This is a genomic window from Nostoc sp., assembly GCF_035638895.1.
In the GTDB taxonomy this organism is placed as follows: Bacteria; Cyanobacteriota; Cyanobacteriia; order Cyanobacteriales; family Nostocaceae; genus Nostoc.
Genome location: NZ_DASQZC010000328.1, coordinates 1 through 24,566, shown reverse-complemented (window position 1 = coordinate 24,566; position 24,566 = coordinate 1). Strand labels below are relative to the sequence as shown.

Genomic DNA, 24,566 nt, shown 5'->3' with positions numbered 1-24,566 from the left:
GAAGAGATACCTGTATGGGAGCCGGATGTCTGCGTTCAATGTGGTAAGTGCGTGATGGTTTGTCCCCACAGTGCCATCCGTGCAAAGGCTTATCAACCTGATGAATTAGTCAATGCGCCAGGAACCTTCAAGTCAACTGGTGCAAAAGATAAAGACTTTGCCAATCAAAAATTTACCATTCAAGTTGCCCCAGAAGATTGCACAGGATGCACTATTTGTGTAAATATTTGCCCTGCTAAAGATAAATCTGAGCCATTGCGGAAAGCGATTAACATGGCACAGCAGTTGCCATTGCGGGAAGAAGAGCGGAAAAACTGGGATTTCTTTTTGAGTTTACCTAATCCTGACAGGCGATCGCTAAAATTAAACCAGATTCGCCAACAACAACTGCAAGAACCTTTATTTGAATTCTCTGGCGCTTGTGCAGGTTGTGGTGAAACACCTTATCTAAAATTATTAACACAATTGTTTGGCGATCGCGCCGTCATCGCCAATGCTACAGGTTGTTCCTCTATATATGGTGGCAACCTCCCCACAACACCTTGGACAACCAACGCCCAAGGACGCGGCCCGGCGTGGTCAAATAACTTATTTGAAGATAACGCCGAATTTGGTTTTGGCTTCCGTCTCTCCCTCGACAAACAAGCTGAGTTTGCGGCGGAATTGTTGCAACAGTTAGGGAGTGGGGAATGGGGAATAGGGAGTGGGGAAATAGTTTCTGAGGATTTAGTTCAATCTATTCTCAAAGCTGAACAAAAATCTGAGGCTGACATTTGGGAACAGCGCGAAAGAATAGAACTTTTGCAGCAGAGGTTAGATGAAATCGTAACTCTCGATCCTAATCTAAAATCTAAAATCCAAAATCTAAAATCTCTTGCCGATTACTTGGTGAGAAAAAGCGTCTGGATTGTTGGCGGTGACGGTTGGGCTTATGATATTGACTTTGGCGGCATCGACCATGTAATTGCTAGTGGTCGAAATGTGAACATCTTGGTGATGGATACAGAAGTGTATTCTAATACAGGCGGTCAATCTTCCAAAGCTACGCCACGAGCCGCAGTTGCTAAATATGCCGCCAGTGGCAAGCCTGCACCAAAGAAAGACTTAGGGATGATTGCTATGACCTACGGAAATGTCTACGTAGCAAGTGTAGCCCTTGGTGCTAAAGATGAACATACTCTCAGAGCATTTCTGGAAGCAGAAGCTTATGATGGCCCATCAATAATTATTGCTTACAGCCATTGCATCGCCCACGGCATTAATATGACTACAGGGATGAATCATCAAAAAACTTTGGTAGAATCAGGTCGTTGGTTGCTGTATCGGCATAATCCAGAGTTACTCAAACAGGGTAAAAATCCATTGCAATTGGATATGCGATCGCCTACGCAATCTATAGAACATTCGATGTATCAAGAAAATCGCTTCAAGATGCTCACCAAGAGTAAACCAGACGTAGCCAAACACTTGTTAGAACAAGCCCAAGCTGAGGTAGATACACGTTGGCAGATGTACCAATATCTGGCAAAACGCGATATTCTTTGAACAATTCTTTGAACATTAGCCTTGATTTTAGTTATAAAAATCGCGACTTGAGTTACTCAAGTCGCAATTTTCGTTACAAAATCACCATTTTGGTTAGTAAAGTCGTGATTTTCGTTACAAAGACTAGAATTTTCGTTAGTGAAGTCGTTGTTTTCGTTACTAACGCTGTGGTTTAAGTTGTGTTGAACCTAAATTTTAGCCAACAAACGCGTAAATGTTGGGTTTCCTTCCTTAACACAATCTGTAAAAGGAGTGCGATGTCTATGATCGGCTGTCATCCTCGAACACAAGAGCATGTTGCACACAAGATTTACTAACGCAACTCTTAGAGACGCTCTTGCTAGCTTGCCTCCCCGTAGGATTACGCTATCGGTGACACGAAAACTTTATATAGTACTTCCTAAAATTGACTTTAACTTTACCATAATTACACCTAGCCTGTTGACAATGCTTAGATATTCATCAGAAGATTTAAGCAATTTAACGGTTATAACAACCTCTTACAGCAGTTTTTATATATTTGAACCACATTTGTCGTAAGGGCACAGCATTGCTGTGCCCCTACCGCGTGGTCTATTTACCTGAAAATAGCTGTAATGCCTACTATGAAGTTCCGCCTCGCTCAAAAGCATTTCCGGGTTTTACCTGGAAACGAGATTTCAAAAAACAACTTTAGCGTAGGCGTAGCCCGCCGTTAGGCATCGCACCAACCGATCAAACCACCAAAGATAAACTTTGTGCTACAAGACGCGCTACGAGGTGCTACGGGAATTATGGAATATTGGTATTGGGTCGTTAATCGAGTTCTTCACTAGGGATGGATGAGATCAAAAGAGAGGTTTAGGGCGTACCTATTTTGGAATGCTTTGTAAAAAAGTGAGATGTTTTGTCTAAACCCTTAATTTATCATTTTCCGAGTTGATATATTAACTACGCAGTCAATAACTATTTAATAACTACATGTGGGAGACGTGATTATGGCTAATTCATTATTCAATTTCCTTAACCTCTCTGATTTGAATGGCACTAATGGCTTTATAATTAACGGCGTTGCACCAGGTGAGTCTTCAAACGTCTCAGTCAGCAATGGGGGGGACATCAACGGTGATGGCATTGACGACCTGATTATTGGGGCACCTCGTGCCGACCCCAACGGCAACTATGATGCTGGGCAAAGCTATGTAGTATTTGGGGTGAGGAATCTGGGCAGTGGCGGCAGCCTCAACCTCTCTGATTTGAATGGCACTAATGGCTTTTTAATTAACGGCATTGCAGCAAGTGACTTCTCAGGCACCTCAGTCAGCAATGGGGGGGACATCAACGGTGATGGCATTGAAGACCTGATTATTGGGGCAACTAATGCCGGCCCCAACGAAAATTTTCCTGGGCAAAGCTATGTAGTGTTTGGGGGGAGGAATCTGGGCAGTGGCGGCAGTCTCAACCCCTCTGATTTGAATGGCACTAATGGCTTTATAATTAACGGCATTGGCATTACAGGTGGCTCTTTAGGCACCTCAGTCAGCAATGGGGGGGACATCAACGGTGATGGCATTGACGACCTGATTATTGGGGCAAGTAATGCCGCCCCCAACGGCAACAACTTTTCGGCTGGGCAAAGCTATGTAGTGTTTGGGGGGAGGAATCTGGGCAGTGGCGGCAGCCTCAACCCCTCTGATTTGAATGGCACTAATGGCTTTTTAATTAACGGCATTGCAGAAAATGACACTTCAGGCACCTCAGTCAGCAATGGGGGAGACATCAACGGTGATGGCATTGACGACCTGATTATTGGGGCACTAAATGCCGACCCCAACGGCATCGGTTGGGCTGGGCAAAGCTATGTAGTGTTTGGGGGGAGGAATCTGGGCAGTGGCGGCAGCCTCAACCTCTCTGATTTGAATGGCACTAATGGCTTTTCAATTAACGGCATTGCAGAAAATGACTCTTCAGGCTCCTCAGTCAGCAATGGGGGGGACATCAACGGTGATGGCATTGACGACCTGATTATTGGGGCAGTAAATGCCGACGCCAACGGCATCGGTGGGGCTGGGCAAAGCTATGTAGTGTTTGGGGGGAGGAATCTGGGCAGTGGCGGCAGCCTCAACCCCTCTGATTTGAATGGCACTAATGGCTTTTTAATTAACGGCATTGGTGGCAACTCAGGCAACTCAGTCAGCAATGGGGGGGACATCAACGGCGACGGTCTTGACGACGTGATTATCGGGGCACCATCTGCCTCCCCCAATGGCATCTTTGCTGCTGGGCAAAGCTATGTAGTGTTTGGGGAGAGGAATCTGGGCAGTGGCGGCAGCCTCAACGCCTCTGATTTGAATGGCACTAATGGCTTTTTCATTAACGGCATTGCAGTATATGACCAATCAGGCATCTCAGTCAGCAATGAGGGGGACATCAACGGTGATGGCTTTGACGACCTGATTATTGGGGCCTATGGCGGCTCCCCCAGAGGCAACTTTTATGCTGGGCAAAGCTATGTAGTTGTAGTATTTGGGGAGAAGAACATCGGCAGTGGTGGCACCCCTGGCAACCTGACTGGAACTCCTGGTGCAGATACCTTCTTTGGCACACCTAGCAACAACATCGATGGGTTAACTGCTAACGATACGCTGACAGGCAACGGTGGTCAAGATAAGTTTGTATTTCGCCCTGGCGATCGCAATGACATTATCACTGATTTTGGTGGCGTAGGTCAGGGCTACAACCCATCATCGGCTGTGATTGCCAATGTTGATACACTGCAATTTATCGGTTCGGGCTTAACTGCTCGAAATCTGCAACTAACTCAAAAAGGCAACAACTTAGAAGTCACTTTTGAAAATGTGGCTAATAGCAAAGTCACTCTGCAAAACTTCCTTTTAGAAAACTTGGATAACCTGCCAGCAATTTCTTCAAGACCTACACTCGGCAATATTTTGTTTGATGGGCAAACTAGCACTACTGATAGCTTTGATGTGATTAATGCCAACTCCACTCAAACTAGCATTTTCAACAAAAACACTGTCACTTTCCTCAATGACTTAAACAATAACATCACGGGTTTTGATAACTCCAATGATGTGATTAATGGTCAAGGGGGTAACGACAAAATCAATGGCTTGAGTGGTGATGATCTGTTGCGGGGCGGGTTAGGCAATGATACTCTTCTGGGTGGTGTAGGCAATGATATTCTGATTGGTGGTGTAAATGCTGACAAATTCGTTTATAACACAGATGGTGTTGGTGTAGATACCATTACGGACTTCAACAGTTCTGAAGGTGACAAGATTGTACTGGATAAAACTACATTTAGCGCCATTATTTCTGCTGCGGGAATTGGTTTTTGTAACAAGAGTGATTTTGAAGTCACAACTTCCGCCGCGACTAGCACAGCGAAAATTGTCTACGATTCTGTGAGTGGGGAGTTGTTCTACAACCAAAATGGCAGCGCGGCTGGTTTCGGTAGTGGTGGTCTATTTGCGACTCTAACTGGTGCGCCAAACCTCACGGCATCTGATTTTGTGTTGCAAGCATAGTTTGCCCAAAACATGGAGTTCCAAGTTTGAAGTTTCATGTTTAAGCATGGAACACGGAACTGAATCCTTACCTTTGGCAGTGGTAATGATATCAGGCATCATATCCCAATGCTCGATCACAAATAAGCCACCAGTCCGCGCCATTCCTGCTTGCACTTCATCCACTACCATTACAATACCGTGGCGATCGCAAATATCCCAAATGGCTGGCTTGATTATAAATCCATTGAAAATTTTCCCTGTACAGACTTACGCACAATTGACCGATTATGGGTAAAATACAGCAATGGTCATTTTTGCTTTAGCGTACAAAAACGCATTTGGCTCGAATGCGGTGGCAGCGAATGCCACAAGTAAGAGAAATTTTTTTAGAAAGTTGGGTGTAAATTAAGCAAGGTAAAAAACATCTAATCTACACCCACTCAACTAAAAACTTCTCCACGCATCTCACAAATATTTCTACACCAATTCCTAATGCCGTTTCGTCAAAATCAAACCGGGGATGATGATGGGGATACGCCAAGTCTTTCTCTGAATTCGCAGAACCTAAAAAGAAATAGCAACCAGGAACCTCTTGCAAGAAGAATGACATATCTTCACCAGCCATAGTTTGGCATTCTGGTACAATACCCAACGGGGTTTCTACCACTTGTTCTGCTACAGTTCGCACCAATTCCGCCATCTTCATATCATTAATGACTGGTGGATAAAGTGACCAATATTCTAAGTCATAACTCGCACCATGACTTTGACAAATTCCAGCAATAATCTGCTCGACACGCTGGTTAAAAAAGCCTTTTAAACTAGGATTAAAATACCTGACAGTGGCGCTCATCCTCGCTGTATCAGCAATCACATTTCCCTTAGTTCCAGCATGAAGTTCGCCCACTGTCACCACAGCCGAATCAAGGGGATTAACATTCCGGGCGACAATGGTCTGCAAGGCATTTACGATTTGGGCAGCAATTACAACAGAATCCACCGTTTGATGGGGTAGTGCGCCGTGTCCACCTTTGCCCAAAATTGTGCAATTAAAAGACTCTACAGCCGCCATTAACGCCCCAGCCCGTACACCCACTGTTCCCAAGGGCAAATTATTCCACAAGTGCAAACCAATAATCGCGTCAACATCAGGATTTTTCAGAACTCCAGCTTCAATCATCGGCTTTGCGCCTCCTGGTGATTCTTCGGCTGGCTGAAAGATAATTTTTACTATACCGGAGAAGTCTTGGCGATGCTGCTGGAGATAATAAGCTGTACCTAATGCGATCGCAGTATGTCCATCATGTCCACAAGCGTGCATCACTCCATCATGCTGCGATTTATAGGGCACTTCGTTGAGTTCTTGGATTGGCAAAGCATCCATATCTGCCCGAATCGCTAAAACTTGGGGAGTAGGGAGTAGGGAGTGGGGAGTGGGGAGTTTGTTACCCTTGATGGTGGCAACAATGCCAGTTTTGGCAATGCCAGTTTGCTGGTCAATTCCCCATTCTTGCAGTTTTTGTGAGACAAACTCAGCCGTCAGTTTTTCTTGAAAACCCAACTCTGGTTGTTGATGCAATCGCCGCCGCCACTCTACCAATTGTGGTTGCAATGAACGGATCGAAAGTCGGATGCGAGATAAATCAACAGAAGAGGAATTGGGAAAGGTAGAAACCATTATAAAGACAAGCTAGTTTAAGTACAGCTAACTTAGGCAGCTAACTTAGTTTATTCTCCCAGTTTATCGTTCTGAATGTGTCAGTGTTTCCCAATCTAAATCTGATGCTACTTGAGCAAGTTTATCTAAATCACTCAGGTTATCTAGATAGGGTAAGCAGCCTAAAACTGGTGTATTAGTAAGTGATTGAATCAATTGCTGTGGTGTCCAGTCAGCTATTTCTGCATCAGTTCGAGGTTGTACGCAGTTGAGAACAATGCCTTTAAGATTGATGCGTGATTGTCTAGCTAATGCTACGTTCGCCACTGCTTGAGCGATCGCACCTAATCTAACTGGCACTACTAATACCGTTGGTAAACGCCATTCTCCGGCTAAATCGGCTACGGTTAATTCTTCACTTACAGGCGAACCTAACCCACCCAAGGCTTCTACAAGCACAAAATCACGTTGCGATCGCAATTTAGATAAAGCTTGCCAAACTACTGCTAAATCTACTTGGCGATTTTCTCGTGCTGCTGCGATGGGAGGAGCCAGAGGTGCTTGAAAGTATAAAGGTGTAATTTCTTCTGCGGATTGTTCTAGTGTAAATAGCTTTTGATACCACTCGCGATCACCAATCCCCGATTGAATCGGTTTCATGATTCCCCAGCTACGCTGCGGATAATATTTTTGCCAATAGGCTGCTAAGGCTGTTGTTAAAACAGTTTTACCAGCTTCGGTATCAGTTCCAGTAATCAGTAGTGTGTTTAACATTAATTTCTTTGGCCAGAAAATGGTTGTGTTCCATCAGCTGGCGGAATTGGTGTTTCACCAGTGGTTGGAATTGGGGTAGGTGTCTCTGTCGGAATTGGGATAGGTGTCTCTGTAGGTATTGGAAAGGGTGTCTCTGTTGGAATTGGAGCGGGTCTTTCTGTAGGTATTGGGATAGGTGTCTCTGTAGGTATTGGGAAGGGTGTTTCTGTAGGTATTGGAGTGAGTGTTTCTGTAGGTATTGGGATAGATGTCTCTGTAGGTATTGGAGTGGGTGTTTCTAATGCAACATTGAGGTTGTAACTGCTTTCGGCAACTTCTGGAACCAGTGTTAACTCAATAGTATATCTACCAGTAACCAGCAATGTACCTTTATATGATGTTACTTGTTGAACATTCTGATCAATTGGTTGTTCACTGGGACTGAAGACTGTTAGCAAAACGCTGCTTCCTGGGTCAATAAAGGCAGTTAAATTGTCACCTTCCTGCCCAAAAAAAGTATATCGGATGATTTGATTTGTTTTGAGAGTATCTGCAACCGTGCTTGGGTTAGATGCTTTAAGATTGAGCCGCCTACTAGATATAATAGGTTGTTCAGGGGTGGGTGTGGATGTGAATGTAGTACCACCAGAAATAACTGGTGAAGGGAAATTTTGTGGAAGCGTCTGTGATGATTTTGACTGACTGCGGATGGAACTTACCAAAGCCCAAGAACCAAATCCGGCTATGATCACTACAGCGATGCCAATCGCTGCGATCGCTAACGGATTATCCAAGAGTGAGCTAGTGGAACTTGGTGGGATTACAGGATCGGGTTGTTTCTTAGGCGAAGCTGCTGGTGGTACTGAATCAGGACGGCGACCAACAGCGATCGTTTGCAAGTTAGACGCATTCAAAGAAGGAAGACTGACTTGCTGCTCTAAAGATTGTAGTGCTTGAGATACATTAGCAGCACTTTGATAGCGATCGCTCGGTATATGATTCAACATTCGATTCAACACTACAGCAAATCGCGGATTAACTGTTGCCCATCGCTGCCAATTCCAAGTTAGTTGGTTTTCGTCAAATAAATCCCTTGGTTCTTTAGCAGTCAGCAAAACAATTGCTGTTACTGCTAATGCATACAAATCACTACTAGGATAAGCTCCCCCTGTTTGCATTTGTTCACTAGGAGAGTAGCCTAATTTTCCCACAGTGGTTTCTGGCATTGCACTCTCTGGCGATCGTAAACGAGTTGCCAGTTCTTTTACCACCCCAAAGTCAATTAACACAGGTTTAGCGTCACTATCTCGCAAAATAATATTTTCTGGCGAGATATCTCGGTGAATAATCCCTCGACTGTGAATATGCTCTAAAACAGACAGCAACAACTTTATCAACTGCAATACTTCAGCCTCTGTGAAGGTTTGGCCTACAGCTTGACGTTCAGCCAGCAGAGCTTGGTATGTTTGACCTGCAACGTAGTCCTCCACCAAAAATAAACGTTGGTCTTGCTCAAATCTTTCCCGGAATTTCGGGATTTGTGGGTGTTCAATTTGATATAAAATGGCAGCTTCTCGGTGAAAAAGCTCTTGTGCCTTCTCCCAAGCCAAAGCCTCCGTTGCTGTTGAAATCAATTCCTTGATCGCGCAAAGTTCGTTAAAGCGCCTCTGGTCTTCTGCCAGATAGGTTCTACCAAATCCTCCTTGTCCGAGAATTTGAATTATGCGATAACGGTTTTGCAAGACAGTGCCAACTGTAAGGGGTGGTTGCATGATCGAATGATTGAGTGTAGTAGCAACTGAGGAGGAAGTCACCCATAAAGATTTAAGTCCAAGAGGCGACGGACAGTTACCTGCGGCAATATTCTACTATACCCAATGAGAAACCCCCACCAGAGCTAGGTTATTTTGTAGCCTACTTTCCTGGTTCATTTGAGACAGTTCTATTTTTCTCTACCCCAAATAGAAAACCCAATTTCTGGTTTCTTAAAAATTTTAAGTTTTCTACTCCTGAGTACCAACTGTCCCCTGTCACTATTCTTGGCTTTACACCCCAATTTATCACTTCGGTAAGCATTTCTTGAAAGTATGTTAAAAACAATGCCTACTTTTGTTGTGCAGCAATGTTTTCAGCTTTTTAGCAGATTAATTTAGCATACTAAGTACTGAAGAGCCAAAATTTCATTGTGTGTGGATACCTTGTGTCCACTGCGATCGTGTTCTAATTTATGTAAGTACCATTTTTGTCGATGCGTAAGGCATGGAATCATAAGCTACTATTGTGGTACTTAGTTGCAGGTGCTATACTTTATGAGAACAAGCATCAATATCACTTAAGTTGTAAATGCTTTAGTGTTAGCTATAAATGAAGTAGTTAGAAGAATCTACCACACCAATGTTTACCTCAACCCAAAAATTTGAACTATAGACCTAGTGAATAGACTAAATGTCCGTTAAGCTATCAATAGTTTGCTTGCCAAAAAAATTAGACAGTTACCGAATGATAATTTTATGGAAAAATGTTTAAATTTTATATGGAAGATTCAATAAAACTCACAAATGTTTTTTTAGGCGATTTCTCGGTTAAACCTATTAAATCTTTAATGATAATATTGCTATGAATGCACATAAAGGATCTGCTGTGCTCAGTTCTGCAACTTTCAAAGTGCAACCATCTGCAACAGGAGTGAGTGATAATCATCGCCTGCGGCTGTTTTCTGGCTCTGCCAATATACAACTGTCTCAAGAAGTTGCTCGTTATGTGGGCATGGACTTGGGGCCAATGATTCGCAAAAGATTTGCGGATGGAGAACTTTATGTTCAAATCCAAGAATCGATTCGGGGTTGTGATGTCTATTTAATCCAGCCATGTTGTCAACCCGTAAACGATCATTTAATGGAATTATTGATTATGGTTGATGCTTGTCGTCGAGCTTCTGCGCGACAGGTGACGGCAGTAATTCCCTACTATGGCTATGCCCGTGCCGATCGCAAAACAGCAGGAAGAGAGTCAATAACCGCCAAGCTAGTTGCTAACTTGATCACCGAAGCAGGTGCTAACCGCGTTCTAGCAATGGATTTACACTCGGCTCAAATTCAAGGCTATTTCGATATCCCCTTTGACCATGTTTATGGATCACCAGTATTGTTGGATTATCTAGCAAGCAAAGAACTGCCCGATCTTGTGGTTGTTTCCCCTGATGTTGGCGGTGTAGCGCGAGCCAGAGCATTTGCGAAAAAACTGAATGATGCCCCACTGGCAATTATTGACAAACGTCGTCATGCACATAATGTTGCCGAAGTATTAAATATCATCGGCGATGTTAAAGGCAAAACGGCAGTTTTAGTGGATGACATGATCGACACTGGAGGCACGATCGCTGAAGGGGCGCGATTACTGCGTGAAGAAGGAGCGCGTCAAGTATACGCCTGTGCAACTCATGCAGTATTCTCTCCACCAGCGATGGAACGGTTATCCAGTGGCTTGTTTGAGGAAGTGATTGTTACAAATACGATTCCCATACCAGAAAACAATCGTTTTCCCCAGCTAGTGGTGCTGTCAGTAGCTAATCTCTTAGGAGAAACTATCTGGCGAATTCATGAAGATACTTCAGTCAGTAGTATGTTCCGCTAGCCAATATCAAGGCTGTCATTAGTGTTATAGGTATAAATTACCCATGCTGAACCCTCGATCGGGTACAGTGTGGGCTTTTAGTATTGTTGTGGTATCCAATAAAAATGGATCGCTATGTGCAGTAGTAAAATGGATGCAGCACTGCCAAATTAGAATACTTTGATTCAGTTTGGACAATTTAGCTAAAGAGGACAAAAAGATGGTTACAACTCCTAAAAAAGTGATTTCAGTCTTACCTCTGGAAAATGGCGATCGCTTATCTTGCTGCGAATTTGAGCGTCGCTATCAGGCAATGCCGCATTTAAGAAAAGCTGAACTGGTTGAAGGAGTTGTATATATCATGGCATTGCCACTGATAATTAAAAGTCATGGCAAATAATTTCTAAACTCTAGTTAATTTAGTTTGTAGCTCTTTTTTTCTTAAAGTGCTATAAGCTCCAAATAATCCCAGAGTAATCAGAGGAACGATAGAATTATTTTCGGGAACAGAAACTGGATCGGCAATTTGTTTTAAATTTAAATTTCCTTCAAGTATAAGTGCAGAATCAAAATGACTACCACCCATTATAAAGCCAAATGTCTGACCAGCAGAAATATTGCTAAAAGTAAAACTACCAGATTCATTAAATCCAGCAGATGGGGAACTACAGCAGTTACTTGGCCCAGCGCTGTATAAAGTTGTGTTTGGATTAAAAGTATTGAGGAATGCTGTTACATCGAAGTAAGAATGGAAACCTGTATAGTTCCAGTCAAAATTATAATTACCATCAGCTTTTGCTACTGTCGAAATTGTCCAAGTGTTTGTATAAAAACCTTCTGTACCAGGCAGATTATAACTTAAATTATATTCATCTAGATTGACTTGTTGGGTATTAGTTGTTCCTGATCCAGATATTGTCCAATTAACTGGAGTGAAAGTACTAGCAAGACAGTTAGGTGCAATACCTAATGTTAAAGCTGTAGTACAAGCAATTACCTTACTTATAGTCTTCATAGTTAATAGTGAAAAATTACTGCGTTGATTTTGTAATAAACTAACATTACCTCTGACAACCGTTTATTAGCAGCATACATGTCACAAAACTTAACCTCTTATGGTAAATAAACTATGATTATCTATCGTCACTATTATTTAGCAATGGTATAAACTTACGTAGTGATATGGAATTAAAAGCGCCTGAAGCATCTCTCAGGGTTAATTGCCATGTTTTATCAGTACCTTTAAGGTTTTGCTCCTGAATTCTGAATTGTGAATGCTGTAACTTTTAATTAAACCTATTCTCCACTCCCCACTCTCTTACCTGTACAACCAAACTCGGAGTAGTGAAAGCAGTTGCTCTGTATCTACTGGTTTGGTGATGTAGTCAGAGGCTCCAGCTTCAATGCACTTTTCGCGATCGCCTGGCATGGCTTTAGCAGTTAAAGCAATTATTGGTAATGAACGAAACTTTTGTTGCTGGCGGATGGCGCGGGTGGTTTCGTAACCATCCATTTCCGGCATCATAATGTCCATCAAAACTATATTAATCTCAGGATTAGCTTGCAGTTTCTCTATGCCATCTCTGCCATTTTCGGCAAACAGCACTTGCATTTGATAGCTTTCTAAAAAGCTGGTGACGGCAAAAATATTTCGCAGGTCATCATCCACAATCAAAATTGTCCGATTCGCCAGCACCGGATCATTTTGGTGTAGTTGCTCTAGCATTTGCCGCTTTGGTGGGGGCAAATTTGCTTGCACCCGATGTAAAAACAGGGCAGTTTCATCTAACAACCGCTCTGGTGATCGCACATTTTTAATGATAATTGTCTCTGCTAGTCCCCGCAGTTGGGTTTCTTCTTTTCGGCTGAGTTCTTTGCCGGTGTAAACAATGATCGGCAGTTTTAAAAGCCTAGGTTCTTGCTTTATTTGCTCAATTAGTGTAAAGCCGCTCATATCGGGCAGACCGAGATCGAGTACCATACAATCAAAGTGATGCGATCGCAAAATCGAAAGGGCTTCTGCCCCTGTACCCACTGCTGTACTATGAACATCGCCATTACCGATTAGTTCGATAATACTTTGGGCTTGTACGGGGTCATCTTCTACGATGAGAAGATTTTTTACCTGACGCTCAATAAAGCCTTTAATCTCAGTTAAAACCTGAGTTAGCGCTTCTGGAGAAACGGGTTTTTGTAGGTAGGTAATCGCTCCTAGCTGTAATCCCCGTTGCTGTCTTTCATCAACAGAAAGTATATGTACTGGAATGTGTCTGGTGTCTGGCTTGTGTTTCAAACGATCTAGTACCGTCCACCCATCCATCTCTGGCATGTGGATATCTAGCATAATTGCATCGGGTTTAAACTCTTGCGCTAGTGCTAAACCTTGTTTGCTCTGTAAGGCAACAATAGTTTTAAAGCCCTGCTCACGGGCCATATCTAGTAAGATGCGGGCAAACTTATCATCATCTTCGATAATTAGTAAAATGCGATCGCCCGGTTGAATGATTTCCCGGTCATCTGGGATATCATTGGGTAAGCTGACAAAGACTTTCGGCGATGGAGAGATGTCTATTGTGGGTCTGTTTTCGACTATTGGCACTTCTTTGATGAGCGATGCTGCACGCATAGTGCTGATTGGCCCAGAAGGTGATGGAGTAAGACTATTTTTATCCTTCCCTTCATGTCGCCTGGGCAAGTAAAGAGTAAAGGTGCTTCCCTGCCCTAGTTGGCTGGCTATTTCTATCCTCCCGCCCAACAGTTGAGCCAGTTCGCGGCTAATGGACAAGCCCAAACCTGTTCCCCCGTACTTGCGGCTGGTTGTGCCATCTGCCTGCTGGAATGCCTCAAAAATAATCTTTTGCTTCTCCTCTAGAATGCCTATACCCGTGTCGCTAACTGCAAAAGCAATCATGGCATTATCAATTTCGTCTGCCTTAGTTGCTATGCCAATTTGTAACTTCACGCCTCCTTGTTCCGTAAACTTAAAGGCATTAGCTAGGAGATTTTTCAGCACTTGTTGCAGACGTTTAGAGTCGTTATAAATTGTCGGTGGTAATTTTTCATCTCGTTCAATAGTAAAGCTGAGTTCTTTATTGTGGGCAACTTGCCGGAAAGTCTGCTCTAAAGATGTCTCCAAATCTATAAAAGCAATTTGCTCAATATTGAGCGACATAGTACCTGATTCAATTTTTGCCAAGTCTAGAATGTCATTGATCAATTCCAGCAAATCAGTCCCAGCCGAGTAAATAGTCCGGCTGTACTCTACCTGTTTGTCAGTCAAGTTGTTAAGAGAGTTATCTGCTAGCAACCTTGCTAAAATTAACAGGCTATTTAGCGGTGTCCGTAACTCGTGGGACATATTCGCCAAAAATTCCGACTTGTATTTGGAAGACAACTCCAGTTGTTCAGCTTTTTGTTCCAAAGACTGCCTCGCCTTTTCAACTTCCTGGTTCTTGCGGGCAACTTCACGATTTTGAACTTCTAATAATTCTGCCTTTTCTTCTAGCTCCTCATTTAGTTGCTGTAATTCCTCGTTAGACTGCTTGACAAGAAATTGCGATTCTTCCAACTCGTGTGCCTGTTCTTCCAGGCGTTGATTGCTCTGCTGTAGTTCTTCTTGCTGCTTTTGCAATTCTTCTGTTAAAGCAACAGACTCTTCAAGTAGTTGCTGAGTTTGCAATTGTGAGGCAATGTTATTTAAAAATACACCCAGAATTTCACTCAATTGCTCTAAAAATGTCAGACGCAGATGGCTAAAAGACCCAAATGATGCTAGTTCAATTACAGCACTCACCTGCGTCTCAAAGAGTATAGGCAAAACAATAATATTTAGCGGTGGAGCTTCCCCCAAGCCGGAACTGATACGGATATAGTCATTAGGAACTTCTGTTAGCAGGATTCTTTGTTTTTCTAAGGCACATTGTCCCACTAATCCCTCACCCAAACGAAACTGATTTGCGATATTTTTTCGCTCTTTGTAAGCATAGGTACTGAGTAGTTTGAGTACAGGTTCGTTGTCTATTGAGTCCATGAAATAAAAAACGCCCTGCGATGCCCCAACCAGTGGTGCTAAATTTGACAAAATCAGTCGAGATGCAGTTTCTAAATTTCGATGCCCTTGGAGCATCTGGGTAAATTCAGCTAAGTTAGACTTTAGCCAGTTTTGCTCGTCATTTTTTTGATTTGTATTTCGCAGATTAACGATCATTTGGTTGAAGGTGCGTGTCAACACACCAATTTCATCCTGGCGATCGCTATCTGGTAAACTTACCAATAAATCCCCATCCGCCATTTTTTCTGCCAAATCAGAAACTTGCTTTAGGGGTGCTGAGATATGTCTAGTCAAGACGAATCCGATCAAAGCTAAGATTAAAGAAAATAAGGGAATACTATATACAATGCTGGCGATCGTTTTTTGACCAGCTGCTTGCGCTCTTTGAGAGCGCTGTTTCAGCAGTGCATTCTCCTCATTTTTCATCGCCTGAATAACTTTCTGGATATTATCCATTAGCTGCTTACCCTGATCTGTCAGGATAGCTTTTTGGGAAGCTTCTAAGCCTTGGCTTTGCCGTAGCTCAATGACATCTTTCATTACAGCCATTCTCTCAGTTAGTAATGGCTGCAAAATATCAAGCCGATTTTGTTGTTTGGGGTTATCTGCCGTTAACCTTTGAAGTTCGTTGACTTTTTGATTTAGTACTTCAATAGCACCGTTATAAGGTTCTAAATAGCGTTGTTCTCCAGTAATAATGTAACCACGTTGTCCAGTCTCAGCATTTGTCAGTTGCAAATTGAGGTCTTCAAGCTGACTTAACACCTGGTAGGTATGGCTTTCTCTTGCCGAAGTTTCAATTAGCTCATTAGTGCTTTGGTATGAGATTAGACCAATAGTGGCCAGAGTTGCCAAACTCAGGGCAAAACTAATTCCAATTTTGGTTCCAATCTTCAAACTTTTCAACATTATTCCAGGCAGATATTCAAATAATTTATATATATTTTCGGCATTATTTGGATCATGTTTTATCTATATAAATTTAATTTGTATATTATATATGTTAAATTTCTACACTCCAAGTAATATTAACAATGTTAAGCTCTTTTGTAAAAAATATCATAATATAATTTTATAAAATTTTGATATTTAGCTTAATATTATAGCTAGAGATACCATAACTTATTTCCAAAAGAAGAGCCACCAGTTCTTTTATTTAATCTAAGGATATTATAATCCCCTAGAGTTACGCATAAACTAGTGGTATGGCATTTATTATAAATGGTCAAATTAAATATAAAACTCACCCCGCTTCCAGCTTTCCTCTCCTTACTAAGGAAAGGGATTAATGCTGAGGATCTATCTTATGTTTAATTCCGCTTATCTACTTAATTTTAATTTTCTCGAACAGTATTGATTTTGGCAGGAACTTAAAGCTTGAGAAGGCAACTTATATTAAGGTGATTATGTAATTTATGGGAAAAACAGTATGTTTTCCTAAAAATTATCGTGAATATATACAATCCCGGTATGGTGTAAAATCTTTTAAAATTAACTTTGGCTTTTCAGGTATTAACCCAAGCCTATTGACTAATAACCTGGCGATCGCTTCTAGTCGCATTAACTACAGATGGGCTATAGATGCAAAACTTTTCAATGTTGTGATTTTCTAAAATAGTTCTTGCACCTGCCATGTAGATGTCAGTACTATTTAGCATTAATAAGTAATTGCCAATGGTCACTTGATGTTCATAATATCTAGCTAAATCCTCAGGAATTCCTAAAGTAGTATAGTTATCCTTGGAACTGCTAACATTTACTTCAGTAATACCATTCAGTGTGTTTGGATTTTTAGCGATCACTGAGACTTGAGCCATAGGAAAGCCAGCGATTCTTAGTTCAGTAAGTGCTTTTTCTGTGTCTTGGCGCGTAGAAAAAACACCAACTGCATTTTTATAGCGGTTATTTGGAGTCAAATATGGATCATAAATGCTCCACTGTTGAATATCACGGCGATTAAAAATCCTTTTAGCAAGACGAATCTCTATATCTATGCCGTTTACTATCACCAAATAGTAACCTTTGCAAACTAGATCGCTGTAACCCTGTCGTTGCTCTTTGGGAATTCCTAAACCTAACAGTACACCATGCAAATCCCCTGCGGTTGCATTGATCGAATCACCTATTAAAGTGGCAGCGATCGCAGTTGCTTCTGTTCCGGCTAGAATGACTCGTCCTATAACAGGAATTACCCAGAGGACTAAACCCTCTAATAAGCCAGTAACATCACCTAAAATACCACTTGTAAAGGCTTCAGTCCCTTCTGAGGATGTATTATTGCCAGTGCGAACTTTAACTTCAGCACTAGCAATATCGCTTTTTTCTTCTACATTCCGTGCAATTATAGAAACTTTGTGCATGGGAAAATTAGAAGCTTTTAGTTCCTGAACTACCAATTCTGTATCGGAACACCTAGCGAAAACTCCTATAGTTGTTCGCTCTTTTTCTAATGTCATTTTATTGGTTTGTTGCCGATTGAAGGGATTCCCAAGAGGGTTAGCTGATATGAGGTAATTACACAGCTCGACGAGCCACTAAACCCCAAAGGAAAATTAGTAGCATAGCGCCAAGAACAGCAAATAAAATGCTTCCAAGGGAGAAAGCTCCAGCAGATGCGGCTGCTGCCGAACCACTTCCCAGTAAGGTTTGACCCAAATAACCGCCGACTACTGCTCCAAGTATTCCTAATATGATGGTGGAGACAATACCGCCACCTTGGTTTCCTGGATAAAATAACTTAGCTAACGCACCTGCAATTAAACCCAAAACTAGCCAAGCAATAATGTTACCCATTGAATTTCTCCTTCCTTGAGAATCTTATTTGTTTGCTTTTGACTATTTCATATTAAAGTTTTCCTCCAAAATTCCTGATCTATCTAGAGAACTAATATCAAAAATCTTTAGATATCATTTCAATATTCATCAAGTTGTCTTTGAGGATGAATATATCAATTTAGTAACAAGCAGTACTATAGCAATCCGATAGCGAAGCGGTAGCGAGTCAGACGCTCCTGCGTCGCTAACGCTGCGCTATCGAGCGTCTTTGATTTCTGAATCACTCGTAGAGGTAAGGCACTGGGGATTGGGGGCTGGGAAGAAGGAATAAAGGTGTACTGAGTTTTGTTCAAAAATCAAATGTGAGTCCTATAGTTGCTCACAACTCAGGAGTGAGGACTATAGAAAGAGCTAGTTGATAAAGTTGGCGACGGGGAAGGGAGGTAAATTTTGCTAACTGACGGCTAGCTTGCGATCGCGATATCCCCTGACTAATTAACTGTTTCAATTCGGCTTTCAGTTCCTCTTCTGTGAGTTGAGGCTGACTAGCTGGAATTCCTGCCACTACTAATGTATATTCACCTTGGGGTTCTCGTTGGTTATAGTGAGCGATCGCCTCAGCAATTGTCCCCCGCCAAAATTCCTCATACAATTTAGTTAACTCCCGCCCTAACACAATTTGGCGATCGCTTCCCCAAACAAGAGCTAAGTCTTGTAAAGTATCTCGCAAACGGTGCGGCGATTCGTAGAAAATCAATGTGCGGGATTCTGTTTGCAGAGATTCTAAATGTTCTTGTCTCTGTTGACTTTTAGCTGGAAGAAAGCCTTCAAAGACAAACCGATCCGTTGGTAATCCAGATGCACTCAATGCCGTAATTGCTGCACTAGCGCCAGGAATGGCAACTACTGCAATTCCCGCCTCAATGCAAGCTTTCACCAGTTCATATCCAGGATCGGAAATTCCTGGCATTCCAGCATCACTCACAAGAGCGATCGCTTTATTGTTAACTAAATGCTCTAATAATTCTGGGATGCGGCTGGTACGATTGTGTTCGTGGTAACTCACCTGGGGAGTCTTAACTTGAAAATGCTGTAATAGTTTCCCTGTGTGACGCGTATCTTCCGCAGCAATGATATCTACAGTCTGTAAAATTCGCACCGCCCGAAAGGTTATATCTTCCAGATTGCCAATTGGTGTGCCGACAACGTAAAGTGTTCTTGGTTTTGGATCGGTTTGCATGAGGGAGAGGTAAAAGTTAGGAGTTTGTAGAGACGCGATTCATCGCGTCTGTGCAAGAGATAAAAATAATAATTTATGCACCTATACGAACATAAATGATAAATGGATAATCTAAAATCCAAAATCCAAAATCCAAAATCAGATTGTGGGTTATTTGTAGGTTTAGTAACCTTAGATTTGATTTACCTTGCTAACTCTGCCCCTAAGAATAATCAGAAGATTGTCGCTACTGACTATACTGTGGCAGCAGGGGGGCCAGCTACAAACGCGGCTGTGACTTTCAGGCATTTAGGAAATCAGGCTACAGTCTTGGGTGTAGTGGGTTCTCACCCCATGACGCAGCTAATTCGAGGTGATTTGGCAAATTACAAAGTTGCGATCGCAGACCTTGAGCCTACCACTGATTTAGCACCGCCTGTCTCCTCAATCATTGTCACCCAAGCTACGGGTGAACGAGCTGTAGTTTCCATCAATGCTGTCAAAACTCAAGCCAACAGCGCATCTATCCCGCCAGATATTTTGCAAAATGTCAATATAGTAATGATTGATGGACATCAAATGGCGGTTAGTTATTCCATAGCCCAAATGGCTAAAGCCAAGAATATCCCAGTAGTAATTGATGGTGGGAGTTGGAAGGCTGGATTTGAGCAAATTCTACCGTTTGTAAATTACGCCATCTGTTCGGCTAATTTTTATCCCCCCAACTGCCAGACTGGAGAAGACGTTTTTACCTATCTAAGAGGATTTCACATTCCTCACATCGCCATTACCCACGGACAAAAACCAATTGAATACTTGAGTTGCACCAAAACTGGTATTGTACATGTACCGCAGATTCAAGCAGTTGATACTTTAGGGGCTGGAGATATTTTCCACGGTGCTTTTTGTCATTACATCTTAAGGGAAAGCTTTACTGATGCACTGGCACTGGCAGCTAATATTGCTGCTGATTCCTGTAAATTTTTTGGCACTCGGCGCTGGATGGATTTAAAGTGCTGAGTAGTCAAGTAAATAAGGCCAAATTTAATGAAAGACTTAAAAGAAATATTAGCGATCGCTCGTGAGGTAGGTTGGGGCGCAGCAGATATACTGCGATCATATTATCACGGGACTGCAAAAGATCCTAATTTAGATGTAAAATATAAAGAAAATGAACCTGTTACCGTTGCCGATGTAGCTGTAAGTCAATACATTTTGCAGACACTACAAGCAAGTTTGGGTAATGAAGATTTTGCTTATATCAGCGAAGAAACCTATCAATCTCCAAATGGTGTAGCACTGCCCTCCTCCCCTTGGGTATGGATAATTGACCCTTTGGATGGCACACGAGACTTTATCGAAAAAACTGGAGACTATGCAGTTCACATTGCTTTAGTCAAAGAAACACGCCCAGTTTTGGCAGTGGTGGTAATCCCAGAGGCTAAAAAATTATATTACGCTATCAAAGGCGGGGGTACATTTGTAGAAACTCCTGATGGTTCTGTTCCTTTACAAGTGTCGTCAGGCAAACGAATTGAGGATTTAACCTTAGTCGTTAGTCGTTCTCACCGCAACCAACGCTTAGATTACTTATTACAAAAGTTACCTTGTCAAAATCATAAATCTGTGGGCAGTGTAGGTTGCAAAATCGCCACCATAGTCGAGCAACAGGCAGATATCTACATTTCTCTTTCCGGCAAGTCTGCGCCCAAAGATTGGGATATGGCAGCACCAGAATTGATTTTAACAGAAGCTGGTGGTAAATTTACTCACTTTGACGGTACTCCATTGCAGTACAACACTGGTGATATCAATCAATGGGGAGGTTTGCTGGCTAGTAACGGCGAATATCACGAGGTGCTGTGTAAAGAAGCAGAAAGGATTTTGGCGCAGTTTGAGCATAGCTAAATGGGGCATTTCAGGATGAATATTTTTTAATTTGTTTTTAAGATTAGCCATGTTATGATTAGCCTGACTAACGATAATAATCTTTACCCCTTAGCCCACAGCATAATTTTCAAAACACTAAATAGCAGTGCGATCGCTAGTTGACTGCGGTTTCATGTTAAAAGTGTAACTTGTATAATACAAGCAACAAAAGCCAGTCATTGGAGAAGTCTACAAACCTACTCTTAAGGTTTGATTTGTGAATAAAATTCACAATAAGACGATATTCAAAGGCTGAAGGCTGTGCTAAACTCATGGGTGTAAAGATTATTTTCGGTTGAGTAACTCGTTTTGATTTCTAAAAAGTGTCTCTCCGAACTTAAATATCTACACTCCCTGAATTCGGAGATTTCTATGTCAATTTACGTCGGGAACCTGTCCTATCAGGTTACAGAAGAGGACTTAAAGCAGGCTTTTGCAGAATACGGAACAGTAAATCGTGTTCAACTACCCACAGATCGGGAAACAGGCCGGCCGCGTGGGTTCGCTTTTGTGGAAATGGAATCAGACACACAAGAACAAGCTGCCATTGATGCACTTGATGGTGCTGAGTGGATGGGACGTGATTTGAAAGTGAACAAAGCTAAACCTCGTGAGGAAAGAAGTAACTCCTCTGGTGGTAGCTGGGGTGAGGCTAATCCTCGCCGCAACAATAATCGCTACTAAGTCGATTCCTAAAAATTTCTCATTTAGAGTCTCCAGCAGATAAAGCCAAAGGCTTTATCTGCTGGAATATTTTATTTTAAATCCAACCTATAAATATTTTATTTTTTCAGAGGAATAAAGAGCTATAGTTTGTTGAGTTCCATTTACGGAACTTGCAGCAATATAAATGTATCTTCCTGTATATCCATAAACTATTGTAGATATCGTTAATCTGCAATTCTTGGCTCTGGATTTTCAAGAAAATGTTACGACTTTATCATTTATTACTAGGTTGTATTTTGCTGGTGTTAATACCAGTAGGAGCAAAATTTGTTCTCCCTCAATTTTCTGCACCCAAAGCAGTAAAATCCCCCGCCGTTGCAAAACTTCCTAACCCTAATGAGGGAAATATCTGGCAGAAAGTTCTGGGAAATACTGCTGCTCTAACAAATTGGCAAGTTGCTCCTTGTAAGGGAAATGCGCCTTTATTGTGTGTTTCGTCCAAAGGGGAACTTGTGGGTACAGTTGAGATTAACGTTTACCCATTAGCAAACAACGATGATTTCCAAAAGAAACTCGTAGCTGTTGGTATTCCACCTGGTTCCCAAGTGGACTACCAAAGTTCCAAATATCAAACCCAGATATTATCAGCACTTAAGGCTTGGGTTGTAGACTACTACGCTGCTTTTGCCAAAGACCGTCAGGGTGAATATGGAAAAGAGATTACTTTCTTAACCTACCCGCCCCAACCAGTACCAATTGGTAAGCTTCAGGGAATCCGCTATGGTTTCGCCGGACTCAAGCAAAAAGGTGGAGTACAAGAGCAACATATCGGCCATGTTGCCTTTGATGGCAATAAACTTTACGTAATTACCACTGCCTTTGACCCAGGTTCGCAAACAGGTAAGTTTGATAAATTGGAAAACTTAGCTATTTTTCAACCTTACTTATATGCGATCGCAGCAGATTTGCGTTTACCCTAATTGGTATGGGCTATTGGGCATGGGGCATTGGTTCTTCTTCCTCTGCTCCCCACTCCCAATCAACCTAAATTTCAGCCACCGCCCGTTCAATCAAGCGACGTGCTAAAGTTTGGGTGCCGGTGTGTTCATAATAATTAGTTGCTACATCCAGGAACGCTGCAAGGTAATCTAACTTGTCATCGGCAACATCGACAAAACTTTGCAAGTTGTGGGCAACTTTTTGTGGCGTTAAATTATTTGCGCTGACAATACCACTCATCCAACCTTTAACTGAGTCAAAACTTTCGCCAATAAAGTTGAGTTTATTGCCAGCATTGTTCCCTGGAATCACATCTTTGATGTTTTGAAAAGTCGAGTTTTTTTCTAATTCTTGTGGATTTGTCTGATTAAGCCCCGATATCGCTTTGCTAATGAAGTCTGGGCCCAGAGGTATCAAACCATCAACGCAAACTAATGCCACCATGCGGATGAGTGACTCACCACTATACTCACCTAAAGAGGCGACAAAATCCCCAATACTATCTCCAGGAATGCCGTTAATTTGACAGAAGGCTACTAACTCAGCAACTAATTTTAATGTCAAATCAATGGTTTGAGCTTTATCAGGTTTAGGAGTAACAGAGTTTAAAAACCCCAATAATGGAATTTTCTCGCCAACTTTGTTAGCTAAAGCTGCTGCACCAATAGCTCTATCTGTACCATCAACGGTTTGATATAACCACAAGGCTGTTTGGTATCCTTGGGATTTATCGTTAAATAGATAAATTGCTCGCTCACCAATTTGTTGAATTAAATCTTCGTCGTCTTCGCCAGTAACAGTCTTAATGGTGTTGACAAAGCCGACAGTATTTTGCCACTGGCCAGGAGCAACAAAATCAAGGGACTTTAACATAGAAATGGTCAAGCCACCGGTTGGCAATTGATCAACCAAATCAGCAATCGATTTGCTCACAAAAATCTCCTTATTTAGGTTTTATTATCTGAATGTTCGTACTGCAAATCATTTCAGTTTAGCCAGACCATTAAGATTAAACTTCTCTAGCCAATTGGCGCGATCGCTAGCTGTAAATGACGAATCACGGGAAAGTGCTTTTACTTGGTACTTGCCTACCAAAATTGCAGTTTGCGTCTTACCAACTTCCACTGCGGGATAACCGCCAATCTTTTTGGTACTCTTCGAGAATTTTGCTGCTGCACTAGGCGTGCTAGTGGTATCAGAAATAGACAGCAATGCTATATCTTTACTGCCTTTTTTCAACTTCGCTTCTGCAAAGCCTTTTTTCTCTTGGCTATAGACTCGCTGGTAGCCATCGCCTGAATTAGGGAAAAGTTTATTAAATTGGCTACCCTGAGTTGCATTTTTAGCAACCGCAAGACCCTTTTTTTGTTGAGTGCTTTCTTTTTGTGCCTGGTCAAAACGTCCAGGTGCTTTTGGACTACAGGCTGTTGTCAGTAATAAAACTGACAGCAGCAAAGCAGCTACGACCCTACGCCCACGGTGTAAAATCATTTCCTGGCTTCTCCTTATAGTTGAGGTTTGAGGCAATTATCTGCGCTGCTAGCAATTATTACCCGTAAAATTTACTTTTTAATAATTATTTCCTAAGTTGTGAACTATAGCACCTCAAAAAAATGTACCAATTAATCCAATGCAAAAACGCCCCCCCTTTAATGAGAGCGTCTTTTACTTACAGATTAGATAAGCCTGAATAGCGTATCTCAGATTAGATTAACCGTTGATAGCAGGAGCGCTCATTGCCACAGGAGCAACATCACCAGCAGCCAAATCTAAGGGGAAGTTGTGAGCATTACGCTCGTGCATTACTTCCATACCCAAGTTAGCCCGGTTGATTACATCAGCCCAAGT

General features: G+C 42.1%; 20 protein-coding genes and 3 pseudogenes. 9 read left to right on the top strand and 14 right to left on the bottom strand.

Going from position 1 to position 24,566, the window contains the following annotated elements; all coding sequences use genetic code 11:
- Both VE944_RS16265 and VE944_RS16260 read left to right on the top strand, forming a co-directional pair.
- The coding region (locus VE944_RS16265) for a 4Fe-4S double cluster binding domain-containing protein (protein ID WP_324978744.1) at window positions 1–1,545 on the top strand (1,545 nt) is incomplete at its 5' end.
- 977 nt (window positions 1,546–2,522) lie between these two features.
- Window positions 2,523–5,075, top strand: coding sequence for a beta strand repeat-containing protein (locus VE944_RS16260; RefSeq protein WP_324978742.1), 2,553 nt, complete (start codon window positions 2,523–2,525; stop codon window positions 5,073–5,075).
- Window positions 5,076–5,144: 69 nt separating this feature from the next.
- Here VE944_RS16260 and VE944_RS16255 read toward each other — a convergent pair.
- Window positions 5,145–5,279: pseudogene (locus VE944_RS16255) on the bottom strand (aminotransferase class III-fold pyridoxal phosphate-dependent enzyme); the annotation flags it as partial.
- On the opposite strand from VE944_RS16255, the gene VE944_RS16250 reads away from it, so the two are divergent.
- The gene (locus VE944_RS16250) at window positions 5,256–5,432 is read left to right on the top strand and encodes a GUN4 domain-containing protein (RefSeq protein ID WP_324978740.1); all 177 of its coding nucleotides are present in this window, start codon (window positions 5,256–5,258) and stop codon (window positions 5,430–5,432) included. The pseudogene VE944_RS16255 and the gene VE944_RS16250 overlap by 24 nt on opposite strands.
- A gap of 55 nt (window positions 5,433–5,487) precedes the next feature.
- Here the strand turns inward: VE944_RS16250 and VE944_RS16245 are convergent, their stop codons facing one another.
- The 4 genes and pseudogenes from VE944_RS16245 to VE944_RS16230 form a co-directional block, all read right to left on the bottom strand.
- Entirely contained in the window at window positions 5,488–6,735 is a 1,248-nt protein-coding gene (locus VE944_RS16245) for a M20 family metallopeptidase (RefSeq protein ID WP_324978738.1), read from the bottom strand.
- Between the two features lie 63 nt (window positions 6,736–6,798).
- Window positions 6,799–7,488: a dethiobiotin synthase gene (gene bioD, locus VE944_RS16240; protein ID WP_324978737.1), complete on the bottom strand. Its 690-nt coding sequence runs from the start codon at window positions 7,486–7,488 to the stop codon at window positions 6,799–6,801.
- Entirely contained in the window at window positions 7,488–9,239 is a 1,752-nt protein-coding gene (locus VE944_RS16235; protein WP_324978735.1) for a protein kinase domain-containing protein, read from the bottom strand. Before VE944_RS16235 ends, bioD begins: the two co-directional genes overlap by 1 nt.
- 148 nt (window positions 9,240–9,387) lie before the next feature.
- Window positions 9,388–9,555 (bottom strand): annotated as a pseudogene (locus tag VE944_RS16230) (IS701 family transposase); the annotation flags it as partial.
- Between the two features lie 528 nt (window positions 9,556–10,083).
- Between VE944_RS16230 and VE944_RS16225 the strand changes: the two are divergent.
- Both VE944_RS16225 and VE944_RS16220 read left to right on the top strand, forming a co-directional pair.
- Window positions 10,084–11,100 (top strand): ribose-phosphate pyrophosphokinase, encoded by a 1,017-nt coding sequence (locus VE944_RS16225; RefSeq protein ID WP_324978733.1) that lies wholly within the window; start codon window positions 10,084–10,086, stop codon window positions 11,098–11,100.
- 199 nt (window positions 11,101–11,299) lie between these two features.
- On the top strand, window positions 11,300–11,479 hold the full coding sequence (locus tag VE944_RS16220) for a hypothetical protein (RefSeq protein WP_324978731.1): 180 nt from the start codon (window positions 11,300–11,302) through the stop codon (window positions 11,477–11,479).
- A gap of 3 nt (window positions 11,480–11,482) precedes the next feature.
- On the opposite strand, the gene VE944_RS16215 is transcribed toward VE944_RS16220, so the two are convergent.
- The 6 genes from VE944_RS16215 to rsmI form a co-directional block, all read right to left on the bottom strand.
- Window positions 11,483–12,094 carry a hypothetical protein gene (locus VE944_RS16215; RefSeq protein WP_324978729.1) on the bottom strand — a complete coding sequence of 204 codons (612 nt, stop codon included), beginning with the start codon at window positions 12,092–12,094 and terminating at the stop codon, window positions 11,483–11,485.
- Window positions 12,095–12,397: 303 nt separating this feature from the next.
- A complete protein-coding gene (locus tag VE944_RS16210; RefSeq protein ID WP_324978727.1) occupies window positions 12,398–16,039 on the bottom strand; it encodes a response regulator in 3,642 nt (1,213 codons plus the stop codon).
- A 614-nt stretch (window positions 16,040–16,653) separates the two neighbouring features.
- Complete coding sequence (locus VE944_RS16205) at window positions 16,654–17,586, bottom strand: hypothetical protein (RefSeq protein ID WP_324978725.1); 933 nt, start codon at window positions 17,584–17,586, stop codon at window positions 16,654–16,656.
- A gap of 58 nt (window positions 17,587–17,644) precedes the next feature.
- On the bottom strand, window positions 17,645–17,923 hold the full coding sequence (locus tag VE944_RS16200) for a GlsB/YeaQ/YmgE family stress response membrane protein (protein ID WP_324978723.1): 279 nt from the start codon (window positions 17,921–17,923) through the stop codon (window positions 17,645–17,647).
- A 176-nt stretch (window positions 17,924–18,099) separates the two neighbouring features.
- Window positions 18,100–18,258, bottom strand: coding sequence for a hypothetical protein (locus VE944_RS16195; protein ID WP_324978721.1), 159 nt, complete (start codon window positions 18,256–18,258; stop codon window positions 18,100–18,102).
- A 26-nt stretch (window positions 18,259–18,284) separates the two neighbouring features.
- Window positions 18,285–19,145, bottom strand: a complete 861-nt coding sequence (gene rsmI / locus VE944_RS16190; protein WP_324978719.1) for a 16S rRNA (cytidine(1402)-2'-O)-methyltransferase — start codon at window positions 19,143–19,145, stop codon at window positions 18,285–18,287.
- A gap of 102 nt (window positions 19,146–19,247) precedes the next feature.
- Here rsmI and VE944_RS16185 point away from each other — a divergent pair, with 102 nt between their 5' ends.
- The 4 genes from VE944_RS16185 (at window position 19,248) to VE944_RS16170 (ending at window position 22,699) form a co-directional block, all read left to right on the top strand.
- Window positions 19,248–20,144 (top strand): sugar kinase, encoded by an 897-nt coding sequence (locus tag VE944_RS16185; RefSeq protein ID WP_324978717.1) that lies wholly within the window; start codon window positions 19,248–19,250, stop codon window positions 20,142–20,144.
- Between the two features lie 27 nt (window positions 20,145–20,171).
- Window positions 20,172–21,032, top strand: a complete 861-nt coding sequence (locus VE944_RS16180) for a 3'(2'),5'-bisphosphate nucleotidase CysQ family protein (RefSeq protein WP_324978715.1) — start codon at window positions 20,172–20,174, stop codon at window positions 21,030–21,032.
- A 393-nt stretch (window positions 21,033–21,425) separates the two neighbouring features.
- On the top strand, window positions 21,426–21,737 hold the full coding sequence (locus VE944_RS16175) for an RNA recognition motif domain-containing protein (RefSeq protein ID WP_324978714.1): 312 nt from the start codon (window positions 21,426–21,428) through the stop codon (window positions 21,735–21,737).
- A 242-nt stretch (window positions 21,738–21,979) separates the two neighbouring features.
- Window positions 21,980–22,699, top strand: coding sequence for a hypothetical protein (locus VE944_RS16170; RefSeq protein WP_324978712.1), 720 nt, complete (start codon window positions 21,980–21,982; stop codon window positions 22,697–22,699).
- 64 nt (window positions 22,700–22,763) lie between these two features.
- Here the strand turns inward: VE944_RS16170 and VE944_RS16165 are convergent, their stop codons facing one another.
- The 3 genes and pseudogenes from VE944_RS16165 to VE944_RS16155 all read right to left on the bottom strand — a co-directional run.
- Window positions 22,764–23,651 carry a hypothetical protein gene (locus tag VE944_RS16165; protein WP_324978710.1) on the bottom strand — a complete coding sequence of 296 codons (888 nt, stop codon included), beginning with the start codon at window positions 23,649–23,651 and terminating at the stop codon, window positions 22,764–22,766.
- A 48-nt stretch (window positions 23,652–23,699) separates the two neighbouring features.
- Window positions 23,700–24,209, bottom strand: a complete 510-nt coding sequence (locus VE944_RS16160; protein ID WP_324978708.1) for a hypothetical protein — start codon at window positions 24,207–24,209, stop codon at window positions 23,700–23,702.
- Between the two features lie 219 nt (window positions 24,210–24,428).
- Window positions 24,429–24,566 (bottom strand): annotated as a pseudogene (locus VE944_RS16155) (photosystem II q(b) protein); the annotation flags it as partial.